25 protein-coding genes are annotated in these 26,388 nt (G+C 45.5%); 21 read left to right on the top strand and 4 right to left on the bottom strand.

Annotation, left to right across the window (positions count from 1 at the left end; translation table 11 throughout):
- Positions 1–9: 9 nt before the first annotated feature.
- Positions 10–237 (bottom strand): SlyX family protein, encoded by a 228-nt coding sequence (locus L4D05_RS17115; RefSeq protein ID WP_265674897.1) that lies wholly within the window; start codon positions 235–237, stop codon positions 10–12.
- 4 nt (positions 238–241) lie between these two features.
- The gene (locus tag L4D05_RS17110; RefSeq protein ID WP_428754546.1) at positions 242–1,225 is read right to left on the bottom strand and encodes a WD40 repeat domain-containing protein; all 984 of its coding nucleotides are present in this window, start codon (positions 1,223–1,225) and stop codon (positions 242–244) included.
- 168 nt (positions 1,226–1,393) lie between these two features.
- Here L4D05_RS17110 and fkpA point away from each other — a divergent pair, with 168 nt between their 5' ends.
- The 17 genes from fkpA to rpoC all read left to right on the top strand — a co-directional run bounded on the left by fkpA (position 1,394) and on the right by rpoC (position 20,944).
- On the top strand, positions 1,394–2,179 hold the full coding sequence (gene fkpA / locus L4D05_RS17105) for an FKBP-type peptidyl-prolyl cis-trans isomerase (RefSeq protein WP_265674899.1): 786 nt from the start codon (positions 1,394–1,396) through the stop codon (positions 2,177–2,179).
- A 193-nt stretch (positions 2,180–2,372) separates the two neighbouring features.
- Positions 2,373–3,080, top strand: coding sequence for a helix-turn-helix transcriptional regulator (locus L4D05_RS17100; protein WP_428754556.1), 708 nt, complete (start codon positions 2,373–2,375; stop codon positions 3,078–3,080).
- Positions 3,077–3,472 carry a sulfurtransferase complex subunit TusD gene (tusD, locus tag L4D05_RS17095; RefSeq protein ID WP_428794746.1) on the top strand — a complete coding sequence of 132 codons (396 nt, stop codon included), beginning with the start codon at positions 3,077–3,079 and terminating at the stop codon, positions 3,470–3,472. The genes L4D05_RS17100 and tusD overlap by 4 nt, the downstream gene beginning before the upstream one ends.
- Positions 3,469–3,825, top strand: coding sequence for a sulfurtransferase complex subunit TusC (gene tusC, locus L4D05_RS17090; RefSeq protein ID WP_428794745.1), 357 nt, complete (start codon positions 3,469–3,471; stop codon positions 3,823–3,825). The genes tusD and tusC overlap by 4 nt, the downstream gene beginning before the upstream one ends.
- Positions 3,826–3,833: 8 nt before the next feature.
- Entirely contained in the window at positions 3,834–4,097 is a 264-nt protein-coding gene (tusB, locus tag L4D05_RS17085; RefSeq protein WP_428794744.1) for a sulfurtransferase complex subunit TusB, read from the top strand.
- 175 nt (positions 4,098–4,272) lie between these two features.
- Positions 4,273–4,647, top strand: coding sequence for a 30S ribosomal protein S12 (gene rpsL, locus L4D05_RS17080; RefSeq protein ID WP_005417208.1), 375 nt, complete (start codon positions 4,273–4,275; stop codon positions 4,645–4,647).
- Between the two features lie 97 nt (positions 4,648–4,744).
- Positions 4,745–5,215, top strand: coding sequence for a 30S ribosomal protein S7 (gene rpsG / locus L4D05_RS17075; protein WP_102471084.1), 471 nt, complete (start codon positions 4,745–4,747; stop codon positions 5,213–5,215).
- Between the two features lie 77 nt (positions 5,216–5,292).
- Positions 5,293–7,389 carry an elongation factor G gene (fusA, locus tag L4D05_RS17070; RefSeq protein ID WP_428754542.1) on the top strand — a complete coding sequence of 699 codons (2,097 nt, stop codon included), beginning with the start codon at positions 5,293–5,295 and terminating at the stop codon, positions 7,387–7,389.
- 124 nt (positions 7,390–7,513) lie between these two features.
- The gene (gene tuf, locus L4D05_RS17065; protein ID WP_428754541.1) at positions 7,514–8,698 is read left to right on the top strand and encodes an elongation factor Tu; all 1,185 of its coding nucleotides are present in this window, start codon (positions 7,514–7,516) and stop codon (positions 8,696–8,698) included.
- A 258-nt stretch (positions 8,699–8,956) separates the two neighbouring features.
- Positions 8,957–9,334, top strand: a complete 378-nt coding sequence (gene secE, locus L4D05_RS17060) for a preprotein translocase subunit SecE (protein ID WP_265676573.1) — start codon at positions 8,957–8,959, stop codon at positions 9,332–9,334.
- 13 nt (positions 9,335–9,347) lie between these two features.
- The gene (gene nusG, locus L4D05_RS17055) at positions 9,348–9,896 is read left to right on the top strand and encodes a transcription termination/antitermination protein NusG (protein WP_250619767.1); all 549 of its coding nucleotides are present in this window, start codon (positions 9,348–9,350) and stop codon (positions 9,894–9,896) included.
- A gap of 145 nt (positions 9,897–10,041) precedes the next feature.
- Positions 10,042–10,470 carry a 50S ribosomal protein L11 gene (rplK, locus tag L4D05_RS17050; RefSeq protein WP_102471020.1) on the top strand — a complete coding sequence of 143 codons (429 nt, stop codon included), beginning with the start codon at positions 10,042–10,044 and terminating at the stop codon, positions 10,468–10,470.
- 4 nt (positions 10,471–10,474) lie between these two features.
- On the top strand, positions 10,475–11,176 hold the full coding sequence (gene rplA / locus L4D05_RS17045) for a 50S ribosomal protein L1 (protein WP_250619766.1): 702 nt from the start codon (positions 10,475–10,477) through the stop codon (positions 11,174–11,176).
- Between the two features lie 285 nt (positions 11,177–11,461).
- Positions 11,462–11,956: a 50S ribosomal protein L10 gene (rplJ, locus tag L4D05_RS17040; RefSeq protein WP_017077558.1), complete on the top strand. Its 495-nt coding sequence runs from the start codon at positions 11,462–11,464 to the stop codon at positions 11,954–11,956.
- Between the two features lie 57 nt (positions 11,957–12,013).
- Complete coding sequence (gene rplL / locus L4D05_RS17035) at positions 12,014–12,382, top strand: 50S ribosomal protein L7/L12 (RefSeq protein ID WP_265676586.1); 369 nt, start codon at positions 12,014–12,016, stop codon at positions 12,380–12,382.
- Positions 12,383–12,631: 249 nt separating this feature from the next.
- Complete coding sequence (rpoB, locus tag L4D05_RS17030) at positions 12,632–16,657, top strand: DNA-directed RNA polymerase subunit beta (protein WP_428754540.1); 4,026 nt, start codon at positions 12,632–12,634, stop codon at positions 16,655–16,657.
- A gap of 84 nt (positions 16,658–16,741) precedes the next feature.
- Positions 16,742–20,944, top strand: coding sequence for a DNA-directed RNA polymerase subunit beta' (gene rpoC / locus L4D05_RS17025; protein WP_428794743.1), 4,203 nt, complete (start codon positions 16,742–16,744; stop codon positions 20,942–20,944).
- A 146-nt stretch (positions 20,945–21,090) separates the two neighbouring features.
- On the opposite strand, the gene rsd is transcribed toward rpoC, so the two are convergent.
- Positions 21,091–21,585: a sigma D regulator gene (gene rsd, locus L4D05_RS17020; RefSeq protein WP_428794796.1), complete on the bottom strand. Its 495-nt coding sequence runs from the start codon at positions 21,583–21,585 to the stop codon at positions 21,091–21,093.
- A gap of 183 nt (positions 21,586–21,768) precedes the next feature.
- Between rsd and nudC the strand changes: the two genes are divergently transcribed.
- The 3 genes from nudC (at position 21,769) to L4D05_RS17005 (ending at position 24,646) form a co-directional block, all read left to right on the top strand.
- Positions 21,769–22,566, top strand: coding sequence for an NAD(+) diphosphatase (gene nudC / locus L4D05_RS17015; protein ID WP_428794742.1), 798 nt, complete (start codon positions 21,769–21,771; stop codon positions 22,564–22,566).
- 308 nt (positions 22,567–22,874) lie between these two features.
- Positions 22,875–23,942: a uroporphyrinogen decarboxylase gene (hemE, locus tag L4D05_RS17010; RefSeq protein WP_428794741.1), complete on the top strand. Its 1,068-nt coding sequence runs from the start codon at positions 22,875–22,877 to the stop codon at positions 23,940–23,942.
- 170 nt (positions 23,943–24,112) lie between these two features.
- Positions 24,113–24,646 carry a DUF4136 domain-containing protein gene (locus L4D05_RS17005; protein WP_428794740.1) on the top strand — a complete coding sequence of 178 codons (534 nt, stop codon included), beginning with the start codon at positions 24,113–24,115 and terminating at the stop codon, positions 24,644–24,646.
- A 122-nt stretch (positions 24,647–24,768) separates the two neighbouring features.
- On the opposite strand, the gene L4D05_RS17000 is transcribed toward L4D05_RS17005, so the two are convergent.
- The gene (locus tag L4D05_RS17000) at positions 24,769–25,695 is read right to left on the bottom strand and encodes a D-2-hydroxyacid dehydrogenase (protein WP_428794739.1); all 927 of its coding nucleotides are present in this window, start codon (positions 25,693–25,695) and stop codon (positions 24,769–24,771) included.
- Between the two features lie 65 nt (positions 25,696–25,760).
- On the opposite strand from L4D05_RS17000, the gene L4D05_RS16995 reads away from it, so the two are divergent.
- On the top strand, positions 25,761–26,348 hold the full coding sequence (locus tag L4D05_RS16995; RefSeq protein WP_428794738.1) for a YjaG family protein: 588 nt from the start codon (positions 25,761–25,763) through the stop codon (positions 26,346–26,348).
- Positions 26,349–26,388 lie beyond the last annotated feature (40 nt).

The following is a 26,388-nucleotide window of genomic DNA, read 5'->3' as shown; positions in this document are numbered from 1 at the left end:
CTGACCTTTTTAGTAATGCGGAGGAGGGGTTTCTTCCGATGGATCAGCAAGATTCGGCGAATCCATATTCTTCACTTTACCAACGACATATTTCATTTGGTCTTGCATCTTACTGATCAACAGCTGCTGTTGAGTCAGCGCATCATTGAGCTCTTCAATCGTTTGTTCTTGAAATGCAATTTTGCACTCCATATCGTTGATTCTTTCTTCTAGTATTTCGTAACGCTCTTTAGTCATTTGATCACTCGTTAAGGGACCACGCCTGCACGACACCAGCAGAGGAGGCGGAGAGTACCTGTTGGTTATCTTTGAAGGCTGCATCATACACTACCCCTCTTGGAGGGCGCACATCTTTTAGCATCTCTACATCATAGCTATTAATTTTTTCTCCAGAATCCGTGTCCCAAACAATTAAGCGTGATGACGGTGAACCTGTTGCTAGTCGCTGCCCGTCATCAGAAAATCGTGCTGCTGAAAAAATCAGTTGTCGTGACCAACTGCTGAGTTGACTTTTTTGTGTGCCCGTCTTTAAGTTCCAAATAATGGCGTTGTTTCCGGTGTCAGCGGTCAGTGCGTAAAGACCATCACGTTGCAATTCCACCGTCCCTACACGCTGCTCATGAGGGAAGTGATGCAGAATCTGCCCTGATTCAGTACTCCAAAAATAAGCATTATGATCGTTTCCGCCTGTGAGGGCATATTTTGCATTTGGAGATAAGGCCACAGAATTCACTTTTTCTACGTGAGCAAGGAACTCTAATCGTCTTCCGGTGACTAAATCGATGAAAATTGCTTTACCATTACTTAACCCAAGTAAAACTTCTTCGCCATTGTTACCAATGGCGATATCTTGGATTAAACCATCAGCAATAGACCAAAGCCCGGTTGATTGAGACCAAGCAAGGTCCCAAATAGCAAAGTTGGTTTGAGTCGCGGTGACAGCAAAACGTCCATTGTCAGAAAAGCGAATGAGTGAAATGATGTTTTCGTCTGGATCTTGGATACCAAGTTTAGCAAGTAGCTGATTCTCTTGAAGATCCCAAAGCTGCAAATGTTGTTGTTTAGAGTACAAGAGGGCAAATCGCGCATCTTGGCTAAGTGCAAGGCTAGTTGAACCTTCTAACGCAAGATCCCAACGTTTCTCAGCTTTATTGGAGAAAAAGCAGCCATTTAACAGACTGATGACAATTAAGTACACTACAGAATGAGATATTATTCGCATCATTACCGATATTCCACATTGAGTCTTGAGCCTAAGCGAGTATATTTATAGTTCTTGTAAGATTTAAATAGTGACTAGATTTAAATAGTTACGCATAGCGTCTCGAAAAACAAGGCGAATTGCTTCGACTAGCTGCTAAATCTATAGCGTGTCCATAAATTGGAGAAAAGAATGAAATCAATATTTAAAGTGTCGCTACTTGCAGCGACGGTTATGTTGGCAGTAGGCTGTCAAAAAGAAGAGCCGAAAGCAGAGCCAGCAGCACAAGAGCAAGTGCAAGCGGAAACAGGCAAAGCGGTTCACTTTAAAACGGAAGATGACAAAGCCGCGTATGCAATCGGTGTATCTTTCGCAACCTACCTAAGTACAAGCATTGAAAAGCCAGCAGAATTTGGTATTGAGCTTAAAAAAGAGTTGGTCCTTAAAGGCATCGAAGAATCATTTGCTGGTAAAGAGACATTGTCAGAAGATGAAATCCGAGCAGCATTGGAAGGTCTAGATAAGCGCGTTGCAGAAACGATGCAGCAACAGGCTGTAGAAAAAGCAGCGGCTGCACAAAAAGCAGGTGATGACTTCCGTGCTGAATTTGAGAAGCAAGAAGGCGTAACAAAAACTGAGTCGGGTCTTCTTTATCAGGTAGAAACAGCGGCAACAGGCGATCAGCCGAAAGAGACGGATACCGTTGAAGTACACTACAAAGGTACGTTGATTGACGGTACTCAATTTGACAGCTCTTATGAGCGTGGCCAGCCTGCAACGTTCCCTCTAAATCGCGTTATTCCGGGTTGGACGGAAGGTGTGCAACTGATGCAAGTCGGTTCAAAATACAAGTTTGTTATTCCACCTGAGCTTGCGTATGGCGAACAAGACACACCGACTATTCCAGCAAACTCGACACTTGTGTTCGAAGTGGAATTATTGAAAATTGATGGCGAGAGCGCTGAAGCCGCTCAATAATTGGCCATGAAAAGTATATTAAGGCTCACATTGGTGAGCCTTTTTTTTCTTTTTAATTTCCCTAAGGGCAAAAAGACTGCACTTTTTTTGCCCTAAATCACTTGTTGAAGACTTACTTAGGTGAGTACTTCAAATTATCTGATAAACTTACATCAATTTTTTTAGTATCGAAGGTCAAAGCACTGTGACTGACATGGTTAACGCCGATATGCTGCTTGAAATGGAATCCGTCGATGTGGCGCCATTCACTGAGCATGACAAAATTATTCTTAAATCTTACGAAGCGGTGGTTGATGGGCTGGCAAGTCTCATTGGCCCTTTTTGTGAAATTGTTTTGCACTCGTTGGAAGACTTGAATACCTCTGCGATTAAAATTGCTAATGGGGAAAACACAGGGCGCCAAGTAGGCTCACCAATCACTGATCTTGCGCTGAAAATGCTAAAAGACATCGAGGGTTCAGAACGAAACTTCTCACGGTCGTACTTTACTCGAGCAAAGGGCGGTGTTTTCATGAAATCCATCACCATTGCTATTCGTAATGGTGATAACCGTGTTATTGGTTTACTGTGTATTAACGTTAACCTAGATGCGCCATTTTCTCAGGTTCTACAGTCATTCATGCCAACGCAAGAAGCAAAAGACGCGGCTTCATCGGTTAACTTTGCCAGTGATGTAGAAGAGTTGGTCGACCAGACGGTAGAGCGCACCATCGAAGATATTAACGCCGATAAGTCAGTATCGAATAATACCAAAAATCGTCAAATTGTTATGGAACTCTATGACAAAGGCATATTTGATATTAAAGACGCTATCAACCGTGTCGCCGACCGTCTCAATATCTCGAAACACACGGTTTACCTGTACATCCGTCAGCGTAAAACTGAGGATGAAGAATCGTGACCCGCTTAACCTACACCTTGGTAGTGAATGGCTCGGTTTATGGAGAGCAGTCCGCGCGTAGTGCGTACTTATTTGCGTCAGCATTGATCGAGAAGGGCCATCGACTTACCAGTGTCTTCTTTTATCAAGAAGGGGTGCACAACGCGTCTCGCTTAACCGTGCCAGCGAATGATGAATTTGATTTAGTCTCTGCGTGGCAAGCTCTAGCTCAAAAGCACCAGGTGCGTCTAGAGACTTGCGTTGCCGCTTCATTGAGGCGGGGTGTGGTTGGTAGCCAAGAGGCGACACAGCATCAGCTTGATGGAGATAATCTTGCTGATGGCTTTGAGTTGGCAGGATTAGGGAGTCTAGCGGAAGTCATGCTGACGCAAGATAGAGTGGTACAATTTTGACTATATTAGGTTTTGTATTCGCCTCTATGCCCCACACTAGCGCTCGGGGTAGGGAAGGTTTAGATGCGCTGCTCGCAGCTTCTGCCTATTGCGATGACATCAAGGTGTTTTTCGTTGCTGACGGTGTCAATCAACTGCGTAGTAAGCAAGAACCAAAACAAGTGCTATCAAGGGACTATATCAGCGCGTTTAAGCTGTTAGAGCTCTATGATATCGAGCAAGTTTACGTGTGCCAACAAAGTGTGAACCGTTTCGGAATAAGCCGTGAGGATCTGATCACCGATTGCCATGTCGTTGCGCCCGACGTTATCTCAGCCGAATTGGCATCGTGTAACAAAATACTGACTTACTGAGGCCATTTATGCTGCATATTATTAAGAATGAAGTGGGCTTTAGGCGAGCGCAAGAATACGCATCATCTCAAGATGCGATGATATTACTCCAAGATGCGACTTATTTAGCCAGTTTGCTTACTCAGGCTCCCAATCATGCCATCTTTGTTTTACGTGAAGATTTACAAGCAAGAGGGCTGGATGGAAGCTCGACAAAAGTAGTGCAAGTTACCGATTTTAAAGGATTTGTTTCTCTAACTGAACAGTATGAGACAAGTGTTACTTGGGACTAATGTGCTTTTTTTGCTTGTTTTGATGAAAATTTTTACACCCGCCACATAAAAAAGATCTGTATATTTCTTGACACACATCCCACTGCTGCATAGAATTTTGCGTCCCTAATTGCCATTGGCGGTTAGGGCTAGATTTTTCACAAAGCTTACTTTCAAGTAAATCAGGAGCTAGTTAATGGCAACTATTAACCAGTTGGTACGCAAGCCTCGTGCAAAGCAAGTTGTTAAAAGCAACGTGCCTGCACTAGAAGCGTGCCCACAAAAACGTGGTGTTTGTACTCGTGTTTACACTACTACACCTAAAAAACCTAACTCAGCACTTCGTAAAGTATGTCGTGTTCGTCTAACGAACGGCTTCGAAGTGACTTCGTACATCGGCGGTGAAGGCCACAACCTTCAAGAGCACAGTGTTGTACTAATCCGTGGCGGTCGTGTAAAAGACCTTCCGGGTGTTCGTTACCACACTGTTCGCGGCGCACTTGACTGTGCTGGCGTAAACGACCGTAAGAAAGGTCGTTCTAAGTACGGTGTGAAGCGTCCTAAGTCTTAATGGATTCCGTTAAGTAAGGCCAAACACTAAATTATTTTTAATTTTTGAAGAAACTGAAAAGTTTTGGATAACCTGAAGAAGACAACGGAGAATATCCATGCCACGTCGTCGCGTAATTGGTCAGCGTAAGATCCTTCCAGATCCTAAGTTCAAATCTGAATTGCTGGCAAAGTTCGTTAACATCCTTATGGTTGACGGAAAAAAATCTACTGCAGAGAAAATTGTTTACACTGCACTAGAAACTATGGCTGAGAAATCTGGTAAAGATCACTTAGCTGTATTTGAAGAAGCTCTTGAAAATGTTCGTCCATCGGTAGAAGTTAAATCTCGCCGTGTGGGTGGTTCAACTTACCAAGTACCTGTAGAAGTTCGTCCGGTTCGCCGTAACGCTCTTGCTATGCGTTGGGTAGTTGAAGCTGCGCGTAAGCGTGGTGAAAAATCTATGGCTCAACGTCTTGCTGCAGAAATGCTAGATGCGTCTGAGAACAAAGGTACTGCGGTTAAGAAACGTGAAGACGTTCACCGCATGGCTGATGCTAACAAAGCATTCGCTCATTACCGCTGGTAATACCTTTACAGTGCTGCGAGTCTCCCTCGCAGCGCTTTTCTTTACTCTAAGGTTAACCTTAGTAAGAGGATACAATCGTGGCTCGTAAAACTCCTATTGAGCGCTATCGTAATATCGGTATCGTGGCTCACGTAGATGCAGGTAAAACAACCACAAGTGAGCGTATTCTGTTCTACACTGGCCTATCTCACAAAATCGGCGAAGTGCACGATGGTGCTGCTACCATGGACTGGATGGAGCAGGAGCAAGAGCGTGGTATTACTATCACATCTGCTGCTACGACTACCTTCTGGCGTGGTATGGAAGCACAATTCCAAGATCATCGCGTTAATATCATTGATACCCCAGGACACGTTGACTTTACTATCGAAGTAGAGCGTTCTTTGCGTGTGCTTGATGGTGCCGTAGTTGTATTCTGTGGATCGTCAGGTGTTGAACCGCAATCTGAAACTGTATGGCGTCAAGCCGATAAATACGGTGTTCCTCGTATGGTATTCGTCAATAAGATGGACCGTGCCGGGGCAGACTTCCTACGCGTTGTGGACCAAATTAAAAATCGTCTTGGTGCAAATCCGGTTCCTATCCAACTTAACATTGGTGCGGAAGAAGATTTTAAAGGTGTTATCGACCTTATCAAGATGAAAGCAATTAACTGGAATGAAGCCGATCAAGGCATGACGTTCTCATACGAGGACATTCCGGCTGATATGCTAGAAGAAGCGGAAGAGTGGCGTAACAACTTAGTTGAAGCTGCTGCCGAAGCAAATGAAGAACTCATGGACAAATATCTTGAGGAAGGCGAACTTACAGAAGCCGAAATCAAGCTTGGTCTACGTACTCGTACACTAAATAATGAAATTGTACTCGCAACTTGCGGTAGTGCATTTAAAAACAAAGGTGTGCAAGCGGTACTAGATGCAGTTGTTGAGTACCTTCCTTCTCCGATTGATGTACCAGCAATTAAAGGTCTTGATGAAGAAGAGAATGAAGTTGAGCGTCATGCAGACGACAACGAACCATTCGCAGCATTGGCCTTTAAAATTGCGACTGACCCATTCGTGGGTACTCTGACGTTTATGCGTGTCTACTCGGGTGTTGTGAACTCCGGTGATGCGGTTTATAACGCAGTGAAACAGAAACGTGAACGCTTCGGACGAATCGTTCAAATGCACTCGAATAAACGCGAAGAAGTGAAAGAAATTCGTGCGGGTGACATTGCAGCTGCAATTGGTCTTAAAGACGTAACGACTGGTGACACCCTTTGTGATCAAAACCATAAAGTGGTTCTTGAACGCATGGAGTTCCCAGATCCGGTTATTCAGATTGCTGTAGAGCCTCGCTCTCAAGCTGACCAAGAAAAAATGGGTATTGCGCTGGGTAAGCTCGCAGCGGAAGATCCATCGTTCCGTGTGGAAACCGATGACGAAACAGGCCAAACGCTTATTTCAGGTATGGGTGAGCTTCACCTAGACATCATCGTTGACCGTATGAAACGTGAATTCAGTGTTGATTGTAACGTGGGTAAACCTCAAGTTGCTTACCGCGAAACTATTCGTGGCAACACAGAAGTTGAAGGCAAATTCATTCGCCAATCTGGTGGTCGTGGTCAATATGGTCACGTATGGCTTAAGCTCGAGCCGTCAGAACTTGGAGAAGGGTTTGTATTCGTAGACGAAATCGTTGGTGGTGTAGTTCCGAAGGAATTCATCAGTTCGGTATCGAAAGGTATCGAAGAACAAATGAACAACGGTGTGCTAGCTGGATATCCTATGCTGGATGTTAAAGCAACACTGTTCGATGGTTCGTACCACGATGTCGACTCAAGCGAGATGGCGTTTAAGATCGCCGGCTCGATGGCCTTCAGGAAGGGTGCGCTTGAAGCGCAGCCAGTCCTTCTTGAGCCTATGATGAAAGTTGAAGTAACGACTCCAGAAGACTGGATGGGTGATGTTGTTGGCGATATTAACCGTCGTCGCGGCATGATCGAAGGTATGGATGATGGCCACGCTGGTCTTAAAATTGTTCGTGCTCAAGTCCCACTTTCTGTGATGTTTGGCTACGCAACTGATCTACGTTCTGCAACACAAGGCCGAGCATCATATTCGATGGAATTTAGCGAATACGCTGAAGTTCCGAAGAATGTAGCAGACGCTATTATTGCACAGCGTAGCTAATCAGCTATTGTTTAATAACGAATCTATTGCGTTGACGAAAATTGACGCATAAAATAGCAATTTCTGGCGCGCCTCGAATTTAATTCGTTCTCGAGGCGAATCATAACTAGGAAGGAACACGATCGTGTCTAAAGAAAAATTTGAACGTACGAAACCGCACGTAAACGTTGGTACAATCGGCCACGTTGACCACGGTAAAACAACTCTAACTGCAGCTATCTGTACTACTCTTGCTAAAGTTTACGGCGGTGTAGCTAAAGACTTCGCATCTATCGATAACGCTCCAGAAGAGCGTGAGCGCGGTATCACAATCGCTACTTCTCACGTAGAGTACGACACTCCAGCGCGTCACTACGCACACGTTGACTGCCCAGGACACGCGGATTATGTTAAAAACATGATCACTGGTGCTGCACAAATGGATGGTGGTATCCTTGTTGTTGCTGCAACAGATGGCCCTATGCCTCAAACTCGTGAGCACATCCTACTAGGCCGTCAGGTTGGTATCCCTTACATCATCGTRTTCATGAACAAATGTGACATGGTTGATGACGAAGAGCTACTAGAACTAGTAGAAATGGAAGTTCGTGAACTTCTTTCTGAGTACGAATTCCCAGGTGATGACCTACCAGTTATCCAAGGTTCTGCACTTGGCGCTCTAAACGGCGAGAAGCAGTGGGAAGACAAGATCGTTGAGCTTGCAGAAGCACTAGATTCTTACATCCCAGAACCAGAGCGTGCTGTTGACCAACCGTTCCTACTACCTATTGAAGATGTATTCTCAATCCAAGGTCGTGGTACTGTTGTTACTGGTCGTATCGAGCGYGGTATCCTACGCGTAGGTGACGAAGTAGAAATCGTTGGTATCAAAGAWACWACRACTACTACTTGTACTGGTGTTGAAATGTTCCGTAAACTGCTTGACGAAGGTCGTGCTGGTGAGAACGTTGGTGCACTTCTACGTGGTACTAAGCGTGATGACGTTGAACGTGGCCAAGTACTTGCTGCTAAAGGTTCTATCAACCCACACACTAAGTTCGAGTCTGAAGTATACGTACTTTCTAAAGACGAAGGCGGCCGTCATACTCCGTTCTTCAAAGGCTACCGTCCACAGTTCTACTTCCGTACAACTGACGTAACTGGTGATATCTCTCTACCAGAAGGCGTAGAAATGGTAATGCCTGGCGACAACATCCAAATGGTTGTTGAGCTAATCGCTCCAATCGCAATGGACGAAGGTCTACGTTTCGCTATCCGTGAAGGTGGCCGTACAGTAGGCGCTGGTGTTGTTGCTAAGATCTTTGCTTAATTTTTAGCAAAATCTTGACGAAGCACTAGTAAAAAGGGCATCATTTGATGCCCTTTTTATGCGCTACTATTTATAGAGGCGCAATATTCGCCAATTTGGTGAATAATTAAAGGATTTTGAAGGCTGAGTAAGTGTTTAAACACTTGCTGAGCTTTTTGTAGGGTGTTGGTTTGACTCATATTTCACCAGCACAAAGGAATAAGCCCTGCAGCAGCGGGGTTGTTGTCGTCTAATAAAGACTTGTCACAGGTTGGTTTTATGAAAGCAAACGCTGAAGCTCCTGAAAGCTCAAATGCAGCAGATGTAATGAAGTGGATTGTCGCTTTTGCTCTGTTGGCCGCCGCTGTTGTGGGTAATTACCTGTATGGAGAGCTTTCAGTAGTACTCCGTGCTGCAGGTGTCGTTGTATTGATTGCAGTAGCACTAGGTGTTGCCGCTACAACAACAAAAGGTAAAGCTGCGATTTTGTTTGCTCGTGAAGCGCGAGTAGAAGTGCGCAAAGTGGTATGGCCAACGCGCCAAGAAACGACGCAAACTACGTTAATCGTCCTAGCTGTAAGTGTTGTGATGGCACTAGCGCTATGGGGTATTGACGGCATTATGGTTCGCCTAGTGGCTTTAGTAACCGGGATATAGAGGGTCTTAATTCATGAGTGAAGCTCCGAAAAAACGCTGGTACGTTGTTCAAGCCTTCTCAGGTTTTGAAGGACGTGTGGCTCAGTCTCTTCGCGAACATATTAAAATGCACGCGATGGAAGACTACTTTGGCGAAGTGCTAGTACCAACTGAAGAAGTTGTGGAAATCCGCGCTGGTCAACGTCGTAAAAGTGAGCGTAAGTTCTTCCCAGGCTATGTTCTTGTTCAGATGTTGATGAACGATGAATCTTGGCACTTAGTGCGCAGTGTGCCACGTGTCATGGGCTTCATTGGTGGAACCTCTGACCGTCCTGCACCTATCACAGATAAAGAAGCGGATGCTATTCTTAACCGTTTAGAGAAAGCAAGTGAAGCACCTCGTCCAAGAACGATGTTCGAAGCGGGTGAAGTGGTACGTGTGAACGATGGTCCATTCGCAGACTTCAACGGTACCGTTGAAGAAGTGGATTACGACAAGAGCCGCATTAAAGTGTCTGTATCGATCTTTGGTCGTGCAACACCAGTTGAGCTTGAGTTTGGTCAAGTTGAAAAACTTGATTAAAAAAACACCTTTATAGGGTTGTTTAAGGCGCGAATTATGATTATAATTTCGCGCCTTTTTGCAGGTCTTGCTGCAAAAAGTATTTATTGAAAACTGGGGAGCTGATCGAATGGTTAGCGTCTGAACCCAAAAATTAGGAAATATCATGGCTAAGAAAGTTGAAGCTTATATCAAGTTGCAAGTTGCAGCAGGTATGGCGAACCCTAGTCCACCGGTTGGTCCTGCTCTAGGTCAACACGGTGTGAACATCATGGAATTCTGTAAAGCGTTTAACGCAAAAACAGAATCTGTTGAGAAAGGTCTACCAACTCCAGTAGTAATCACTGTTTACAGTGACCGCTCTTTCACATTCGTAACTAAAACTCCACCTGCTGCTGTTCTTCTTAAGAAAGCTGCTGGCGTTAAGTCTGGCTCTGGCCGTCCTAACACTGAAAAAGTGGGTACAGTTACTGATGCTCAAATCCAAGAAATCGCAGAAACTAAAGCTGCTGATATGACTGGTGCTGATATTGAAGCGATGAAGCGTTCTATTGCGGGTACTGCTCGTTCAATGGGCCTAGTGGTAGAGGGTTAAGATCATGGCAAAACTTACTAAGCGTATGCGCGTAATCCGCGACAAAGTTGAAGTAACTAAAGAATACGACATCAACGAAGCTGTAGCTCTTCTTAAAGAACTAGCAACAGCTAAATTCGTAGAGTCTGTAGACGTTGCTGTTAACCTAGGCATCGATGCTCGTAAATCTGACCAGAACGTACGTGGTGCAACTGTACTACCTCACGGTACTGGCCGCGAAATCCGCGTAGCAGTGTTCACTCAAGGTGCAAACGCTGAAGCAGCTAAAGCAGCTGGCGCAGACATCGTTGGTATGGAAGATCTTGCTGAGCAAGTGAAGAAGGGCGAAATGAACTTCGACGTAGTTGTTGCTTCTCCAGATGCAATGCGCGTTGTTGGTCAACTAGGTACTATCCTAGGTCCACGCGGCCTTATGCCAAACCCTAAAGTTGGTACTGTAACTCCTAACGTTGCTGAAGCTGTTAAGAACGCTAAAGCTGGTCAGGTTCGTTACCGTAACGACAAAAACGGCATCATCCACACTACAATCGGTAAAGTATCTTTCGAAGCTAACCAGCTTCAAGAGAACCTAGAGACTCTTCTAGTTGCTCTTAAGAAAGCTAAGCCGTCTTCAGCGAAAGGTGTTTTCCTGAAGAAAGTGAGCATCTCTACTACTATGGGTGCTGGCGTTACTGTGGATCAGGGTACCCTGAACACTCAAGCTTAATAGCCTAATCGCTTAAAAGCTTGCATAGGCGTAAAAATTATGTATAATTTTGCGCCTATCAAAATTTGTGGTTGAGGCTGATAATCCACTTGTGGAATGTCAGTCTCCGTCCAAGACCGTAGGCGTTCATTTTTCGATTTGAACTTAATTAAACCTACGTAGACGGTGCCCGACTTAAAGCGGGTTGATTTTTCGAAATCAATTGGCTTATGGGAATGCACCGTATTAGCTCTCGGCATCATTATGATGCTGGGTGGTGTAATAACAACCAGGAGTAAATCCCAAATGGCTTTAAACCTTCAAGACAAAAAAGCAATTGTTGCTGAAGTCAACGAAGCAGCCAGTGGTGCACTTTCTGCAGTTGTAGCTGACTCTCGTGGCGTTACTGTTGGCGCGATGACTTCTCTACGTAAACAAGCGCGTGAAGCGGGTGTTTACATGAGAGTTGTTCGTAACACACTAGCACGCCGTGCAGTAGAAGGTACTGAGTATGAGTGTCTACAAGACACATTTACTGGTCCTAGCCTACTTGCGTTCTCTAATGAGCACCCTGGTGCTGCAGCGCGTCTTTTCAAAGACTTCGCTAAAGAGAACAAAACATTCGAGATCAAAGCTGCTGCATTTGAAGGCGCAGTTACTGATGCTGATGTACTAGCGACACTACCAACTTACGACGAAGCAATTGCACGCCTAATGATGTGCATGAAAGAAGCTTCTGCTGGCAAGCTGGTTCGTACTATCGCTGCTGTTCGCGACCAAAAAGAAGAAGCTGCGGCTTAAGCCTTGCTTTTTACTGGTTGCTAAATAAACTTATTGTTGACTTAAAAGAGAATTGTTATGTCTATTACTAACGAGCAAATCCTAGACGCAGTTGCAGAAATGTCTGTAATGCAAGTTGTTGAGCTTATCGAAGCTATGGAAGAGAAATTCGGTGTTACTGCTGCTGCTGCAGTTGTAGCTGGTGGCGCAGCTGGCGGTGACGCTGCTGCTGAGCAAACTGAATTCGACGTAGTTCTTACTGCTGTTGGCGGTAACAAAGTATCTGTTATCAAAGCAGTACGTGGCGCAACTGGCCTAGGTCTTAAAGAAGCTAAAGCTCTTGTAGACGGCGCTCCTGCACCTCTTAAAGAAGGCGTAGAGAAAGCTGAAGCTGAAGCTCTTAAAGCTCAGCTAGAAGAAGCTGGTGCTACTGTTGAAATTAAGTAATTATTACTTAGTTTCATAGCCGACAGGCTAATGGCTGGTGGTTTATTAACCACCGGCCTTTTTGCGCTGTAGGGCATAGGTGAATTTTCCCGCTGTTTAAGCACCTATGTACCATGCAAAAAACGTTGCTCGACGCTTGAGTCAACGTCACTACAGTAAACAGTTGTTAGTCACTGTCCCATTACCCACCTTAAGTAACTAGGCTTGGGCGGACAGTTTGGGTCACTTATCAGCGAGCTGAGGAACCCCATGGTTTACTCTTATACCGAGAAAAAGCGCATCCGTAAGGACTTTGGTACTCGTCCACAAGTTTTGGACATTCCATACCTGCTATCGATCCAGCTTGATTCTTTCGACAAGTTTATCGAACAGGATCCTGAAGGACAATATGGACTTGAAGCTGCTTTTCGTTCTGTGTTTCCAATTCAGAGCTATAACGGCAATTCTGAGCTGCAATACGTTAGCTACCGTCTTGGCGAGCCAGTATTTGATGTTAAAGAATGTCAAATTCGTGGCGTAACTTATTCAAAACCACTTCGCGTAAAATTGCGCCTGGTTGTTTTTGATAAAGACGCACCAGCGGGTACTGTAAAAGATATTAAAGAACAAGAAGTCTACATGGGCGAAATTCCGCTTATGACAGACAATGGTACCTTCGTAATCAATGGTACCGAGAGGGTTATCGTATCCCAGCTGCACCGAAGCCCAGGCGTGTTCTTCGACAGCGATAAGGGTAAGACCCACTCTTCAGGTAAAGTTCTTTATAACGCACGTGTTATTCCTTACCGTGGTTCATGGCTCGACTTCGAGTTTGATCCTAAGGATAACTTGTACGTTCGAATCGACCGCCGTCGTAAACTACCTGCATCGATCATTCTTCGTGCACTAGGTAAAACGTCGGAAGAGATCCTCGATATCTTCTTCGATAAGATTAACTTCGAAGTAAAAGACCAAACTCTATTAATGGAGTTGGTACCGGAACGCCTACGTGGCGAGACCGCTTCTTTTGATATCGAAGCAAACGGCAAGACTTATGTTGAGACTGGCCGTCGCGTAACTGCGCGTCATATCCGTCAACTTGAGAAAGATGGCGTTGATTTCATTGAAGTACCTGTCGAGTACATCGTAGGGAAAGTAGCGTCTAAAGACTACATCAATGAAGCGACTGGCGAGATCATTGTTGGTGCAAACCACGAGATCAGCCTAGAAGCACTTGCGAACCTTTCGCAGGCTGGCCACAAGCAACTAGAAGTTCTATTTACGAACGATCTAGACCACGGTCCGTTCATGTCAGACACACTACGTGTCGACAGCACGGTAGACCGCATCTCTGCATTGGTAGAAATCTACCGCATGATGCGCCCGGGTGAGCCGCCAACAAAAGAAGCTGCAGAATCGCTATTCGAAAGCCTATTCTTCGCTGAAGAGCGTTATGACCTATCGACTGTTGGTCGTATGAAGTTTAACAGCTCTATCGGTCGTGAAGACGCACTAGAGCAAGGCACACTTGACGAAACAGATATCGTTGAAGTGATGAAGAAACTGATTGCTATCCGTAACGGCATTGGCGAAGTGGACGATATCGACCACCTTGGCAACCGTCGTATCCGTAGCGTTGGTGAAATGGCTGAAAACCAATTCCGTGTTGGTCTAGTTCGTGTAGAACGCGCAGTGAAAGAACGCCTAAGCCTTGGTGACCTTGACGCTATCATGCCTCAAGATCTTATCAATGCTAAGCCAATTTCTGCAGCCGTTAAAGAATTCTTTGGCTCTTCACAGCTGTCTCAGTTTATGGACCAAAACAACCCGTTATCAGAAGTGACGCACAAACGTCGTATTTCTGCATTGGGTCCTGGCGGTCTTACTCGTGAGCGTGCTGGCTTTGAAGTACGTGACGTACACGTTACGCACTACGGTCGTCTATGTCCGATCGAAACGCCAGAAGGTCCAAACATCGGTTTGATTAACTCATTGTCAGCGTTTGCACGTTGTAACGAGTACGGTTTCCTAGAAACACCGTACCGTCGTGTTGTTGATGGTGTAGTTACTGACGAAGTTGATTACTTATCAGCTATCGAAGAAGGTCAATTCGTTATCGCACAGGCAAATGCCGCGTTAACAGCAGAAGGGACATTCGACGATGAACTGATCACAGCTCGTCAAAAAGGTGAATCTGGTCTTCACCCACGTGACCATGTTAACTACATGGACGTTGCAACAAACCAAGTAGTATCTATCGCTGCCTCGCTTATCCCGTTCCTAGAACACGATGATGCGAACCGTGCATTGATGGGTGCGAACATGCAACGTCAAGCCGTACCAACACTGAAGGCTGATAAGCCACTTGTTGGTACTGGTATTGAGCGTAACGTAGCCGTTGACTCGGGCGTTACAGCGGTAGCGAAACGTGGCGGTATGGTGCAGTCTGTTGACGCATCTCGTATCGTAGTTAAGGTTAATGAAGATGAGCTGATTCCTGGTGAAGCAGGCATCGACATTTACAACCTGACTAAGTACACGCGTTCGAACCAGAACACTTGTATTAACCAACGTCCAACGGTACTTCCTGGTGAGCCTGTTGCTCGCGGTGATGTATTGGCTGATGGTCCTTCAACGGATCTCGGTGAATTGGCACTTGGTCAAAACATGCGTATCGCGTTTATGCCTTGGAACGGTTACAACTTCGAAGACTCGATCTTAGTATCTGAGCGCGTAGTTCAAGAAGACCGTTTCACGACTATTCACATTCAAGAACTATCTTGTGTGGCTCGTGATACTAAGCTGGGTTCTGAAGAGATCACAGCGGATATTCCAAACGTAGGTGAATCTGCTCTGTCTAAACTAGACGAGTCAGGTATCGTTTACATTGGTGCTGAAGTTAAGGGTGGCGACATCCTAGTTGGTAAAGTAACCCCTAAAGGTGAAACGCAACTAACGCCTGAAGAGAAGCTACTACGTGCGATCTTCGGTGAAAAAGCATCAGATGTTAAAGATACATCACTACGTGTACCAAACTCTGTTTCTGGTACCATCATTGACGTTCAAGTCTTTACTCGCGATGGCGTAGAAAAAGACAAACGTGCTCTAGAAATAGAGCAGATGCAGCTTAAAGAAGCGAAGAAAGACCTTACTGAAGAGTTCCAAATTCTTGAAGGTGGTCTACTAGCGCGTGTAAGAGCTGTACTTCTTCAAGGTGGTTACTCTGAAGAGAAGCTTGACACTATCGGTCGTAAGAGATGGCTAGAGCTAACGCTAGAAGATGATGCGCTGCAAACTCAACTTGAGCAACTTGCAGAGCAAAACGACGAGCTAAAAGCAGACTTCGATAAGAAGTTTGAAACTAAGCGTCGTAAGATCACTCAAGGTGATGATCTAGCGCCTGGCGTTCTTAAGATTGTTAAAGTTTACCTAGCGGTTAAACGTCGTATCCAGCCAGGTGATAAGATGGCCGGTCGTCACGGTAACAAGGGTGTAATCTCTAAGATCAACCCTGTTGAAGACATGCCATATGATGGCAAAGGTCAGCCTGTTGACATCGTACTTAACCCACTGGGTGTACCTTCGCGTATGAACATCGGTCAGATCCTAGAAGTTCACTTAGGTCTGGCGGCGAAAGGTATCGGTGACAAGATTAACCAGATGGTTAAAGAGCAACAAGAACTCGCGAAATTCCGTGAATTCTTGCAAAAAGTTTACGATCTTGGTGAAACTCGCCAGAACGTTGACATTGCTGAATTGTCCGACGACGAAGTTCGTACATTGGTGAAAAACCTACGTGGTGGTCTACCGATTGCGACACCAGTATTTGATGGTGCTACTGAAGGCTCTATTAAAGAACTATTGAAACTTGGTGACCTACCTGAATCAGGTCAGTTAACCTTGTTTGATGGTCGTACTGGTGACCAGTTTGAGCGTCCTGTAACTGTTGGTTACATGTACATGCTGAAACTGAACCACTTGGTTGACGACAAGATGCACGCTCGTTCTACTGGTTCGTACAGCCTAGTAACTCAGCAACCACTTGGTGGTAAAGCTCAGTTCGGTGGTCAGCGTTTCGGTGAGATGGAAGTATGGGCACTAGAAGCATACGGTGCTGCTTACACTCTACAAGAAATGCTAACGGTTAAGTCTGATGACGTTAACGGTCGTACGAAGATGTATAAGAACATCGTCGACGGCAACCACAGCATGGAACCTGGCATGCCAGAATCGTTCAACGTATTGTTGAAAGAGATCCGCTCGCTAGGTATCAACATCGAGCTAGAAGACGAATAATCCTTTATTAGGATTATCTGGTAGGAAGGTGCTCGCTCTATAGTTTAAGAGCGGGCCCCTTTTAACTCCTCACAGGAGCTGATTGTGAAAGACTTATTAAACTTTCTAAAAGCACAGCATAAGACCGAAGAATTTGATGCAATCAAAATCGGTCTATCTTCACCTGACATGATTCGTTCATGGTCTTTTGGTGAAGTTAAGAAACCAGAAACGATCAACTATCGTACGTTCAAGCCTGAGCGTGATGGTCTATTCTGTGCGCGTATTTTTGGTCCAGTTAAAGACTACGAATGTCTTTGTGGCAAATACAAGCGTTTGAAACACCGCGGTGTTATCTGTGAAAAGTGTGGCGTTGAAGTAACGCAAACTAAAGTTCGTCGTGACCGTATGGGCCACATCGAGCTTGCTTCACCTGTTGCTCACATCTGGTTCCTAAAATCACTGCCGTCTCGTATCGGTTTGTTGATGGATATCCCTCTACGTGATATCGAACGCGTACTGTACTTTGAAATGTACGTCGTGACAGAACCAGGCATGACTGATCTAGAAAAATCACAGATGCTTACTGAAGATGAGTATCTTGATCGCCTAGAAGAGTGGGGTGATGAGTTCACAGCTAAGATGGGTGCAGAAGCGATCAAAGATCTGCTGTCTACTATGGACATGCACGCAGAAGCGGAACAAATGCGCGAAGAGTTGGAAACGACTAACTCTGAAACTAAGCGTAAAAAAATCACTAAGCGCCTGAAGCTAGTTGAAGCCTTCATTCAATCGGGTAACAACCCAGAGTGGATGATCTTAACTGTTCTTCCGGTTCTACCGCCAGATCTACGTCCTCTAGTTCCACTAGACGGCGGTCGCTTTGCGACATCTGATCTGAACGACCTTTACCGTCGTGTGATTAACCGTAACAACCGTTTGAAGCGTCTTCTAGAGCTAGCGGCTCCAGACATCATCGTACGTAACGAAAAGCGTATGCTGCAAGAGTCTGTTGATGCCCTTCTAGATAACGGTCGTCGCGGTCGTGCGATCACAGGTTCGAACAAGCGTCCTCTGAAATCTCTTGCTGATATGATCAAGGGTAAACAAGGTCGTTTCCGTCAGAACCTTCTAGGTAAACGTGTAGACTACTCTGGCCGTTCTGTAATCACAGTAGGTCCATACCTTCGTCTGCACCAGTGTGGTCTTCCTAAGAAGATGGCACTAGAGCTATTTAAACCATTCATCTACAGCAAGCTAGAAACTCGTGGCATGGCGACGACAATCAAAGCTGCTAAGAAAATGGTAGAGCGTGAAGAAGCGATCGTTTGGGATATCCTAGACGAAGTTATCCGCGAACACCCAGTACTGCTTAACCGTGCACCTACACTTCACCGTCTAGGTATCCAAGCGTTTGAACCAGTACTAATCGAAGGTAAAGCGATTCAGCTTCACCCACTAGTGTGTGCGGCATATAACGCCGACTTCGATGGTGACCAAATGGCGGTTCACGTGCCTCTAACTCTAGAAGCACAGCTTGAAGCACGTACACTGATGATGTCGACGAATAACATTCTGTCTCCAGCATCAGGTGATCCGATCATCGTACCTTCTCAGGACGTTGTATTGGGTCTTTACTACATGACGCGTGACAAGATCAACGTTAAAGGTGAAGGTATGTACCTTGCTGGCCCTGAAGAGGCTGAGAAGGCATACCGTACTAAGAGCGCAGAGCTTCACGCTCGCGTAAAAGTACGTATCACTGAGACAGTGGTTGACGAAGATGGTAACAGCACAACAAGCACAGACATGGTAGATACTACTGTGGGTCGTGCAATGTTGTGGCAAATCGTACCAAAAGGTCTTCCATACAGCTTGGTAAACCAAAAGCTAGGTAAGAAGCAAATCTCTAACCTACTGAATGAGTGTTACCGTAAGCTTGGTCTTAAAGACACAGTAATTTTTGCTGACCAAATCATGTACGCTGGTTTCGCTTACGCGGCACTATCGGGCGTTTCAGTTGGTATCGATGACATGGTTGTACCTCAAGCGAAGTACGACGAAATTGAATCAGCAGAAGAAGAAGTTCGCGAAATTCAAGACCAGTTCCAATCAGGTCTTGTAACAGCGGGTGAGCGCTACAACAAAGTGATCGATATTTGGGCTTCGACCAATGATCGCGTAGCGAAAGCGATGATGGACAACCTTTCATCTGAAACGGTAATTAACCGTGACGGTGAAGAAGAGCAACAAGAGTCGTTTAACAGCATCTACATGATGGCTGACTCGGGCGCTCGTGGTTCTGCAGCTCAGATTCGTCAGCTTGCTGGTATGCGTGGTCTGATGGCACGTCCAGATGGTTCAATCATCGAGACACCAATCACCGCGAACTTTAAAGAAGGTCTAAACGTCCTTCAGTACTTTATCTCAACGCACGGTGCTCGTAAGGGTCTTGCGGATACAGCACTGAAAACGGCAAACTCGGGTTACCTAACTCGTCGTCTAGTAGACGTTGCTCAAGACGTTGTAGTTCACGAACATGACTGTGGCACCCATGAAGGTGTTGACATGATGCCTCACATCGAAGGTGGTGACGTTAAAGTTGCACTTTCTGAGTTGGCTCTTGGTCGTGTAGTGGCTGAAGACGTTCTTAAGCCGGGTACTGAAGATGTTCTGATTCCACGTAATACTCTGATTGATGAGAAGTGGTGTCAAATCATGGAAGATAACTCTGTAGATAGCATGAAAGTGCGCTCAGTAGTTACCTGTGATGCAGACTTCGGTTGTTGTGCACAGTGTTACGGTCGTGACCTAGCACGTGGTCACCTAGTAAACCAAGGTGAAGCAGTTGGCGTTATCGCTGCTCAGTCTATCGGTGAACCGGGTACACAGCTAACGATGCGTACGTTCCACATCGGTGGTGCAGCATCTACAGCGGCAGCAGAAAACAGCATCCAAGCTAAGACAACGGGTACTGTTAAACTTCATAACGCTAAGTTTGTTGTCAATAAAGATAAGAAACTGGTTATCACTTCTCGTGCATCTGAGATGACGATTATTGATGAGTTTGGCCGTACTAAAGAGAAGCACAAACTTCCTTACGGTTCGATCCTAAGCAAAGCAGACAACGACGCAGTACAAGCTGGTGACGTTGTGGCTAACTGGGAAGCGCACACATTGCCAATCATCACTGAAGTGGCAGGTCGCATCCAGTTTGTTGACATGATCGACGGCGTAACTGTTTCTCGTCAAACAGATGACCTAACTGGTCTATCTTCAAGTGAAGTAACTGAACCAGCTGCTCGTCCAGCTGCAGGTAAAGATATGCGTCCAGCTATCAAACTTGTAGATGAGCAAGGTAAAGACGTAATGATCGCCGGCACAGATATGCCAGCACTTTACTTCCTACCTGGTAAAGCGATCGTTAACATTGAAGATGGCGCAGAAGTTGGCGTTGGTGACACGTTATCTCGTATTCCTCAGAAATCTGGCGGAAACCGAGACATCACCGGTGGTCTACCTCGCGTAGCGGATCTATTTGAAGCTCGTAAGCCTAAAGAGCCAGCAATTCTTGCTGAGCACTCAGGTATGGTTTCATTTGGTAAAGAGACCAAGGGTAAACGTCGTCTAATCATCACTCGCGATGGCGGTGATAATTACGAAGAGATGATTCCTAAGCATCGTCAGTTGAACGTGTTCGAAGGTGAACGTGTTGAACGTGGTGACGTAATTGCTGATGGTCCAGAAACTCCACATGACATTCTACGTCTACGTGGCATTCACGCTGTGACACAATACATCGCGAACGAAGTTCAAGAAGTATACCGTCTACAAGGCGTTAAGATTAACGATAAGCACATCGAGACTATCGTTCGTCAAATGCTACGTAAGTGTACAATCACCCATGCTGGTGACTCTGAGTTCTTACCTGGTGAGCAAGTTGAATACCACAACGTTAAGATCGCTAACCGCGCTCTAGAAGCGGAAGGTAAAGAACTAGTACGTTTCGAACGTGACCTACTAGGTATTACCAAAGCCTCTCTTGCAACTGAGTCATTTATCTCAGCGGCATCGTTCCAAGAGACAACACGTGTACTAACAGAAGCGGCAGTTTCTGGTAAGCGTGATGATCTTCGTGGTCTGAAAGAGAACGTAATTGTTGGTCGTTTGATTCCAGCAGGTACAGGTTTTGCGTATCACCAAGACCGTCAAGCTAAGCGTAACGAAGTACAAGAAGGCCCGTCTGCTGAACAAGCAACGGATAACCTAGCGGCACTTCTAAATGCAGGCTTCTCTTCTGACGAGTAATCGTTGCTAGAAGAATGAAAAAAGGCGCCGAAAGGCGCCTTTTTTGTATTTGTCTGGTAGGGAATAAAGGATAATGGTTTCAGGGTACGCTTTTTGCCCCTTTCCTAGGAAAGAGGCAATTGTATTCTAATGTCGTCGGCTTAACTTTACGCCCCTGGCGGAATTGCTAAACTGTCCGCAATTAACTGTATCAACCGGTCTTCAACTTCAAAGCGCAGTTCTAAAATCTCGCCCACTTTCGACATGTCCGGTTCAAAACCTGGCAAATCATTGTCTTGTGAAAGCCCGACATACTTATCATTGAATTCAAGTAGTGGCTCAGTGGTCAGAACGATTTTCGCGTACGTCCCATCAATCTCTTCATTAGTCTTAAAGCCCGTCGCTTTCCACTTATCCATCACCATGTCGTAGATCTTGAAGTGACCTTCAGAGATATAGTCAACTAAGTGATTACAAAATGAACCAATGTCTGATGGAGTAGGAAGCTCAATGACATTCGATTGAGAAGAAGCGGGTTGTAGTGCGGCAAGCTTACAATATTCAACAATAAGCGCTTGTCTTGTTTCTAGCCAATGATCGATGACCTCACTAGAGCCACCCCATTGTTCTTGTGCGTTCTTAAATTTATTTAGCATGACCATGTCCTCATGATCGGGGCTACGATCAGCAGCCACACGTTTTGCAATAACCTTAAGTGTTGAAATAACACATGGTTAGTGAGAAATTGATTCCCTTGGTACCAGATTTAGAATTTCTAATTTTCCAGCTGGTATGAAATTAGATTGCCAGTAAAATGGATGAACTGCAAGCACTGAGGATTCAAGATGTTAAAAAAAAGTGAAGATGCTATTCATCCTGCCTATTGGTGTATTGTATCCGGAAGTGAGCTCTGGCTTCATGATGGTGTGCTTCCTTATGGGCCAGCGGAAGCATTTTCTCTTGCTGCATCAGAGGCGATCAAAGTCGGGGAATTCGAAGGTAGCCCAGTGATGTGGGTAAATGATGCCGATCTTGATGACCAACGAACACTGACTTCCTTACGTGAGTTGTTGTATTTACCAGAAGCACTGTTTTGTCTGGTATCGAAAGCGGTTCAATATGGGCATATGACTCAGACAATGCGCTTTTGTCCGCAGTGTGGTGGACGGGCGCACTTAAATCACAACCAGCTGGCAATGCAGTGCCAAGATTGTCGCACGTTACATTACCCACGTATTTTTCCTTGTATCATCGTTGCCGTGCGTAAAGGCTGCGAAATTTTACTGGCGCAGCACCAACGGCATGCGGGCGGTATGTATACCGTTATCGCTGGTTTTCTCGAAGTCGGGGAAACGTTGGAAACCTGTGTCGCTCGTGAAGTTTATGAAGAAACGGGCATAAACGTGAATAACATACGCTATGTAGGGAGCCAGCCTTGGGCGTTTCCGAGCAGCATGATGATGGCATTTTTAGCCGACTACAAAAGCGGTGAAGTGAAACCGGATTACCGTGAGCTAAAAGATGCGCAGTGGTTTGATACTAGCAAGTTACCCTTGGTTGCCCCAAAAGGAACCATTGCGAGGGCACTCATTGAAGAAACGGTGAGTCAGGTGAGCTGTGAGAAAAATGCGCCTAAAAAATAGCTAAAAAAAACCCTCCGCAAGCGGAGGGGGTAAGTAAGATGTCGTTATGAGATGCTGAGTATAACACTCAGTATATTATTGTAATTTTCGCTAGCAGGTTGATTTTTAACACCCCAGATAACGGGTTGCAAACACACTGAGTGTTTAGTTGTTAATTATATGATCTCGCCTGCAAAGTGTTGTCTTTTTGAGCGATGGCGCACGCAAACGGACGACACTCAAATTTTTGGTAAAAGAAATGTTATCTATGGCTGCAAACCGTCAATGAATAGCGTTAAACTATGACCTTTCGAATTGGAGAGAAATGAATGACGGAACTGAAGAACGATCGCTATCTTAGAGCGCTATTAAAAGAGCCTGTAGACCACACTCCTGTATGGATGATGCGTCAAGCAGGTCGTTATCTCCCAGAGTATCGTGAGACGCGCTCGGTTGCCGGTGATTTCATGTCTCTGTGTAAAAATGCTGAGTTGGCTTCTGAAGTGACTCTTCAACCGCTTCGTCGTTTTCCTCTTGATGCGGCGATTCTATTTTCCGACATTCTGACGATTCCAGATGCGATGGGACTTGGTCTTTACTTCGAAACTGGTGAAGGTCCTAAATTTGAACGTCCGATTACTTGTAAAGCTGATGTTGAAAAAATCGGTCTACCTGATCCTGAAGGTGAACTGCAATACGTCATGAATGCGGTTCGTCAGATCCGTAAGGATTTAAAAGGCGAAGTACCTCTAATTGGCTTCTCTGGTAGCCCATGGACGCTAGCGACTTACATGGTTGAAGGCGGCAGCTCAAAAGCCTTCACTAAAATCAAAAAAATGATGTACGCAGAGCCGAAAACGCTGCACTTGCTACTCGATAAGCTGGCTGACAGTGTGATTGAGTATTTGAACGCACAAATTAAAGCAGGCGCTCAATCTGTCATGGTATTTGATACTTGGGGTGGCGTGTTGACACCGCGAGATTACAACCTGTTCTCACTGCAGTACATGCACAAGATTGTTGATGGTCTAATTCGTGAAAACGAAGGTCGTCGTGTCCCAGTAACATTATTCACTAAAAATGGCGGAATGTGGCTAGAGCAAATCGCCGCAACAGGTTGTGACGCACTTGGCTTAGACTGGACGATCAATATCGCCGATGCTAAGAAACGAGTGGGGGATAAAGTCGCACTGCAAGGAAACATGGATCCTTCAATTCTTTACGCACAGCCAGAGCGTATTCGTGAAGAAGTCGCGACAATCCTTGAAGGCTTTGGTAACGATGGCACAGGGCATGTCTTCAACCTTGGCCATGGTATTCACTTGGATGTGCCGCCAGAAAATGCCGGTGTCTTTGTAGATGCGGTGCACGAGTTATCCAAGTCTTACCATAAGTAACCGACAATCGATCCAGTGTTTAGTTGGTGACGCATTAGCAAACGCTCAGAGTTTTCTCTGGGCGTTTTTTTCGCTAAAGGATCTTATTAGTGAGAAATATTGTCAAAGGGGAGGAACCTCAAGCGAACTTAGCTACGCTTATTTAAGTGACTACGAATTATGGTGACGGTATGACTCTACAACTTCCCCTCTTTTTCTCTATTGTCCTGGTGGTGGTGTCTGGCTGTGCGGCTGACGTAGCGACCGACTACGATGCTAATGCCAACTTTGCTTCGTTCAAAACCTATCAATATCAAGAAAATCCCGATGTTGCCGTAGGGCTTGATGCTGCGCGCATCAAAAAAGCGGTGGATAGGGAACTGGCAATCAAAGGCTTTCAACAAGTGGAAAGTAACAGTGATGTGCTAGTGCGCTACCGTATTTTAGAAGGGACAGAGTTACAAAGTAGCGGACCCACCTTCGGGTTTGGTGTGGGTGGAGGAAGCTATGGGGGCGGCGGTTATGGGGTAGGGGTACGAACGCCAGAACGAATTAAAGAGAAGAAATTTGGCAAATTGAATGTGGAACTGATTGACGCTAAAAATAATGAAGTGGTATGGAGTTCAGTGTCGCAAAGGCAGCTAACCGAAACCATGGAACCTGAGGATAGAGATGCGTTTGTGCAAGAGCAAGTGTATAAGATGTTTGAAGAGTATCCGAGGTAAGAGCGGTTAAAGGGCGGTGAAAGAGCGGTCCTCGGTCCTAGGGAAGAGGGGGTTAAGAGCCGCTCTTTGAACCTTGGGTTATCTTTTTTGACATGTAATCATGTTGGTTTTTTCTAGAACCACTAATACCCTTTATCAAAATCCACTAAATTCTGCAGCTGGAAGCCATCTCGCCAGCGTAGATAATTCTCTGCAAAGATATCGACGACTTGTTCCGGAAAACTCAGCGCGGCAATGTGCGGCGTAACGGTCACTTGGCTGTGGTGCCAGTAAGGGCATTCCTGCGAGATCGGTTCGTTGATGAAGACATCGAGAAAAGCATGGTCAATTTGGCCTGCTTCAAGTGCAGTGAGCAGCGATGGGGTGTCTACCGTGGCGCCACGACCAACATTAAAGAACAAAACTCCCCGGCAATGAGCAAAAAGGTCACCATTGAATAAGCCATGTGTTTCAGGGGTGTTTGGCAAAGTGGATACGATGATGTCCACCGAGGTCAGTAGCGTATTCACCTCATTGATGTGATACGTTTCTGCAAACGCAGACTGCCTTGGCGGAATACCCGTGCGATTAATACCAATTGGGATAATTCCTAACGCCTTAACCACATTGGCAAGGTGACTGCCAATCGCCCCGGTACCAAAAATCGCCATACGCTTACCATTTAAGGACTGATAGTGATGCTGTTGCCAGTCTCTGTTGGTTTGTTGCTGCTTATACAAGGCAAAGTGGCGATAGTGATTAATAGTATGACCGAGCACGTATTCACTGATTTGCTGACCAAATATACCCTTAACATTCGTGAGCTGAAAACGCGGTGTGTTCGCTTTTTCCAGTAAGGCATCCACCCCCGCGTAAGTGGATTGAATCCACTGCACTTCTGGGTAGCAATCTAGACTGTCAGCCAGCTTGGGTGGGGCGGCCAATACAATGGAAGCAGATTGACCTACGCCGCAGATCTCCAGATCGGGCAATTGTCGCTGTGTAAGCAGCGACAAGTATTTGTCATTGTCTTCGGTAACAAGCGCTAAGGTGTGCTTTTGCATCGTCATTACTGGCTATTCCTCATCCGTGGGGTTACACTTTCGCTGTCTTTATCTACCACAGCAGAGCGACCATGTTAAAGAACCCTATTCAGGTACGTATCGAAAAATTTGAGCCTTGGCAGCATATCACTTTTATGACCAGTTTGTGCGAGCGCATGTATCCAAACTTTGCGATGTTTTGCGAAAACACACAGTTTGCCGAAGCGCGAATATACCGAGATATCTTGGATAGCGTATGGGAATTGCTGACCGTGAAGACGGCCAAAATCAATTTTGAAAAACAGCTAGAAAAGCTAGAAGAAATTATCCCTAGCTCGGAAGATTTTGACTTTTACGGCGTGTACCCAGCGATCGATGCATGTGTTGCCCTATCGACATTGCTGCATGGCTTACTCGATAGAGATTACCTCTTAGAGTCATCGCTGAAAATCAGCCAGCAATCAGTCATGACGGTTGCTCAGCTTGTAGAAATGCAGCAAGAGATTGAAATCACCAACGACAATCAAAAAGACAACGAAGTGGTGTGTGAAGAGTGGGACGTACAATGGTCCATCTATCGCCCATTGCGTGAGTGTACGGAACGTGATGTCGAGCTGATTAAAGAGTTACGTCTTGAGCTCAAAGAGCAGGGCGTGAGTAATATTGGCATAGCGTTGTAATAATCGGTGCTGAACAATGCTGTGGAGCACTTCTACAGCA

Source organism: Vibrio nomapromontoriensis (genome assembly GCF_050337205.1).
In the GTDB taxonomy this organism is placed as follows: domain Bacteria; phylum Pseudomonadota; class Gammaproteobacteria; order Enterobacterales; family Vibrionaceae; genus Vibrio; species Vibrio nomapromontoriensis.
This window is presented reverse-complemented; position numbering and strand designations above follow the sequence as displayed.

Bases quoted from the DNA above. Each gene is read 5' to 3' on its own strand.
- L4D05_RS17115 (WP_265674897.1), bottom strand. From the start codon at position 237: ATGACTAAAGAGCGTTACGAAATACTAGAAGAAAGAATCAACGATATG.
- L4D05_RS17110 (WP_428754546.1), bottom strand. From the start codon at position 1,225: ATGATGCGAATAATATCTCATTCTGTAGTGTACTTAATTGTCATCAGT.
- fkpA (WP_265674899.1), top strand. From the start codon at position 1,394: ATGAAATCAATATTTAAAGTGTCGCTACTTGCAGCGACGGTTATGTTG.
- L4D05_RS17100 (WP_428754556.1), top strand. From the start codon at position 2,373: ATGGTTAACGCCGATATGCTGCTTGAAATGGAATCCGTCGATGTGGCG.
- tusB (WP_428794744.1), top strand. From the start codon at position 3,834: ATGCTGCATATTATTAAGAATGAAGTGGGCTTTAGGCGAGCGCAAGAA.
- rpsL (WP_005417208.1), top strand. From the start codon at position 4,273: ATGGCAACTATTAACCAGTTGGTACGCAAGCCTCGTGCAAAGCAAGTT.
- rpsG (WP_102471084.1), top strand. From the start codon at position 4,745: ATGCCACGTCGTCGCGTAATTGGTCAGCGTAAGATCCTTCCAGATCCT.
- secE (WP_265676573.1), top strand. From the start codon at position 8,957: ATGAAAGCAAACGCTGAAGCTCCTGAAAGCTCAAATGCAGCAGATGTA.
- nusG (WP_250619767.1), top strand. From the start codon at position 9,348: ATGAGTGAAGCTCCGAAAAAACGCTGGTACGTTGTTCAAGCCTTCTCA.
- rplK (WP_102471020.1), top strand. From the start codon at position 10,042: ATGGCTAAGAAAGTTGAAGCTTATATCAAGTTGCAAGTTGCAGCAGGT.
- rplA (WP_250619766.1), top strand. From the start codon at position 10,475: ATGGCAAAACTTACTAAGCGTATGCGCGTAATCCGCGACAAAGTTGAA.
- rplJ (WP_017077558.1), top strand. From the start codon at position 11,462: ATGGCTTTAAACCTTCAAGACAAAAAAGCAATTGTTGCTGAAGTCAAC.
- rplL (WP_265676586.1), top strand. From the start codon at position 12,014: ATGTCTATTACTAACGAGCAAATCCTAGACGCAGTTGCAGAAATGTCT.
- rpoB (WP_428754540.1), top strand. From the start codon at position 12,632: ATGGTTTACTCTTATACCGAGAAAAAGCGCATCCGTAAGGACTTTGGT.
- rsd (WP_428794796.1), bottom strand. From the start codon at position 21,585: ATGGTCATGCTAAATAAATTTAAGAACGCACAAGAACAATGGGGTGGC.
- nudC (WP_428794742.1), top strand. From the start codon at position 21,769: ATGTTAAAAAAAAGTGAAGATGCTATTCATCCTGCCTATTGGTGTATT.
- hemE (WP_428794741.1), top strand. From the start codon at position 22,875: ATGACGGAACTGAAGAACGATCGCTATCTTAGAGCGCTATTAAAAGAG.
- L4D05_RS17005 (WP_428794740.1), top strand. From the start codon at position 24,113: ATGACTCTACAACTTCCCCTCTTTTTCTCTATTGTCCTGGTGGTGGTG.
- L4D05_RS17000 (WP_428794739.1), bottom strand. From the start codon at position 25,695: ATGACGATGCAAAAGCACACCTTAGCGCTTGTTACCGAAGACAATGAC.
- L4D05_RS16995 (WP_428794738.1), top strand. From the start codon at position 25,761: ATGTTAAAGAACCCTATTCAGGTACGTATCGAAAAATTTGAGCCTTGG.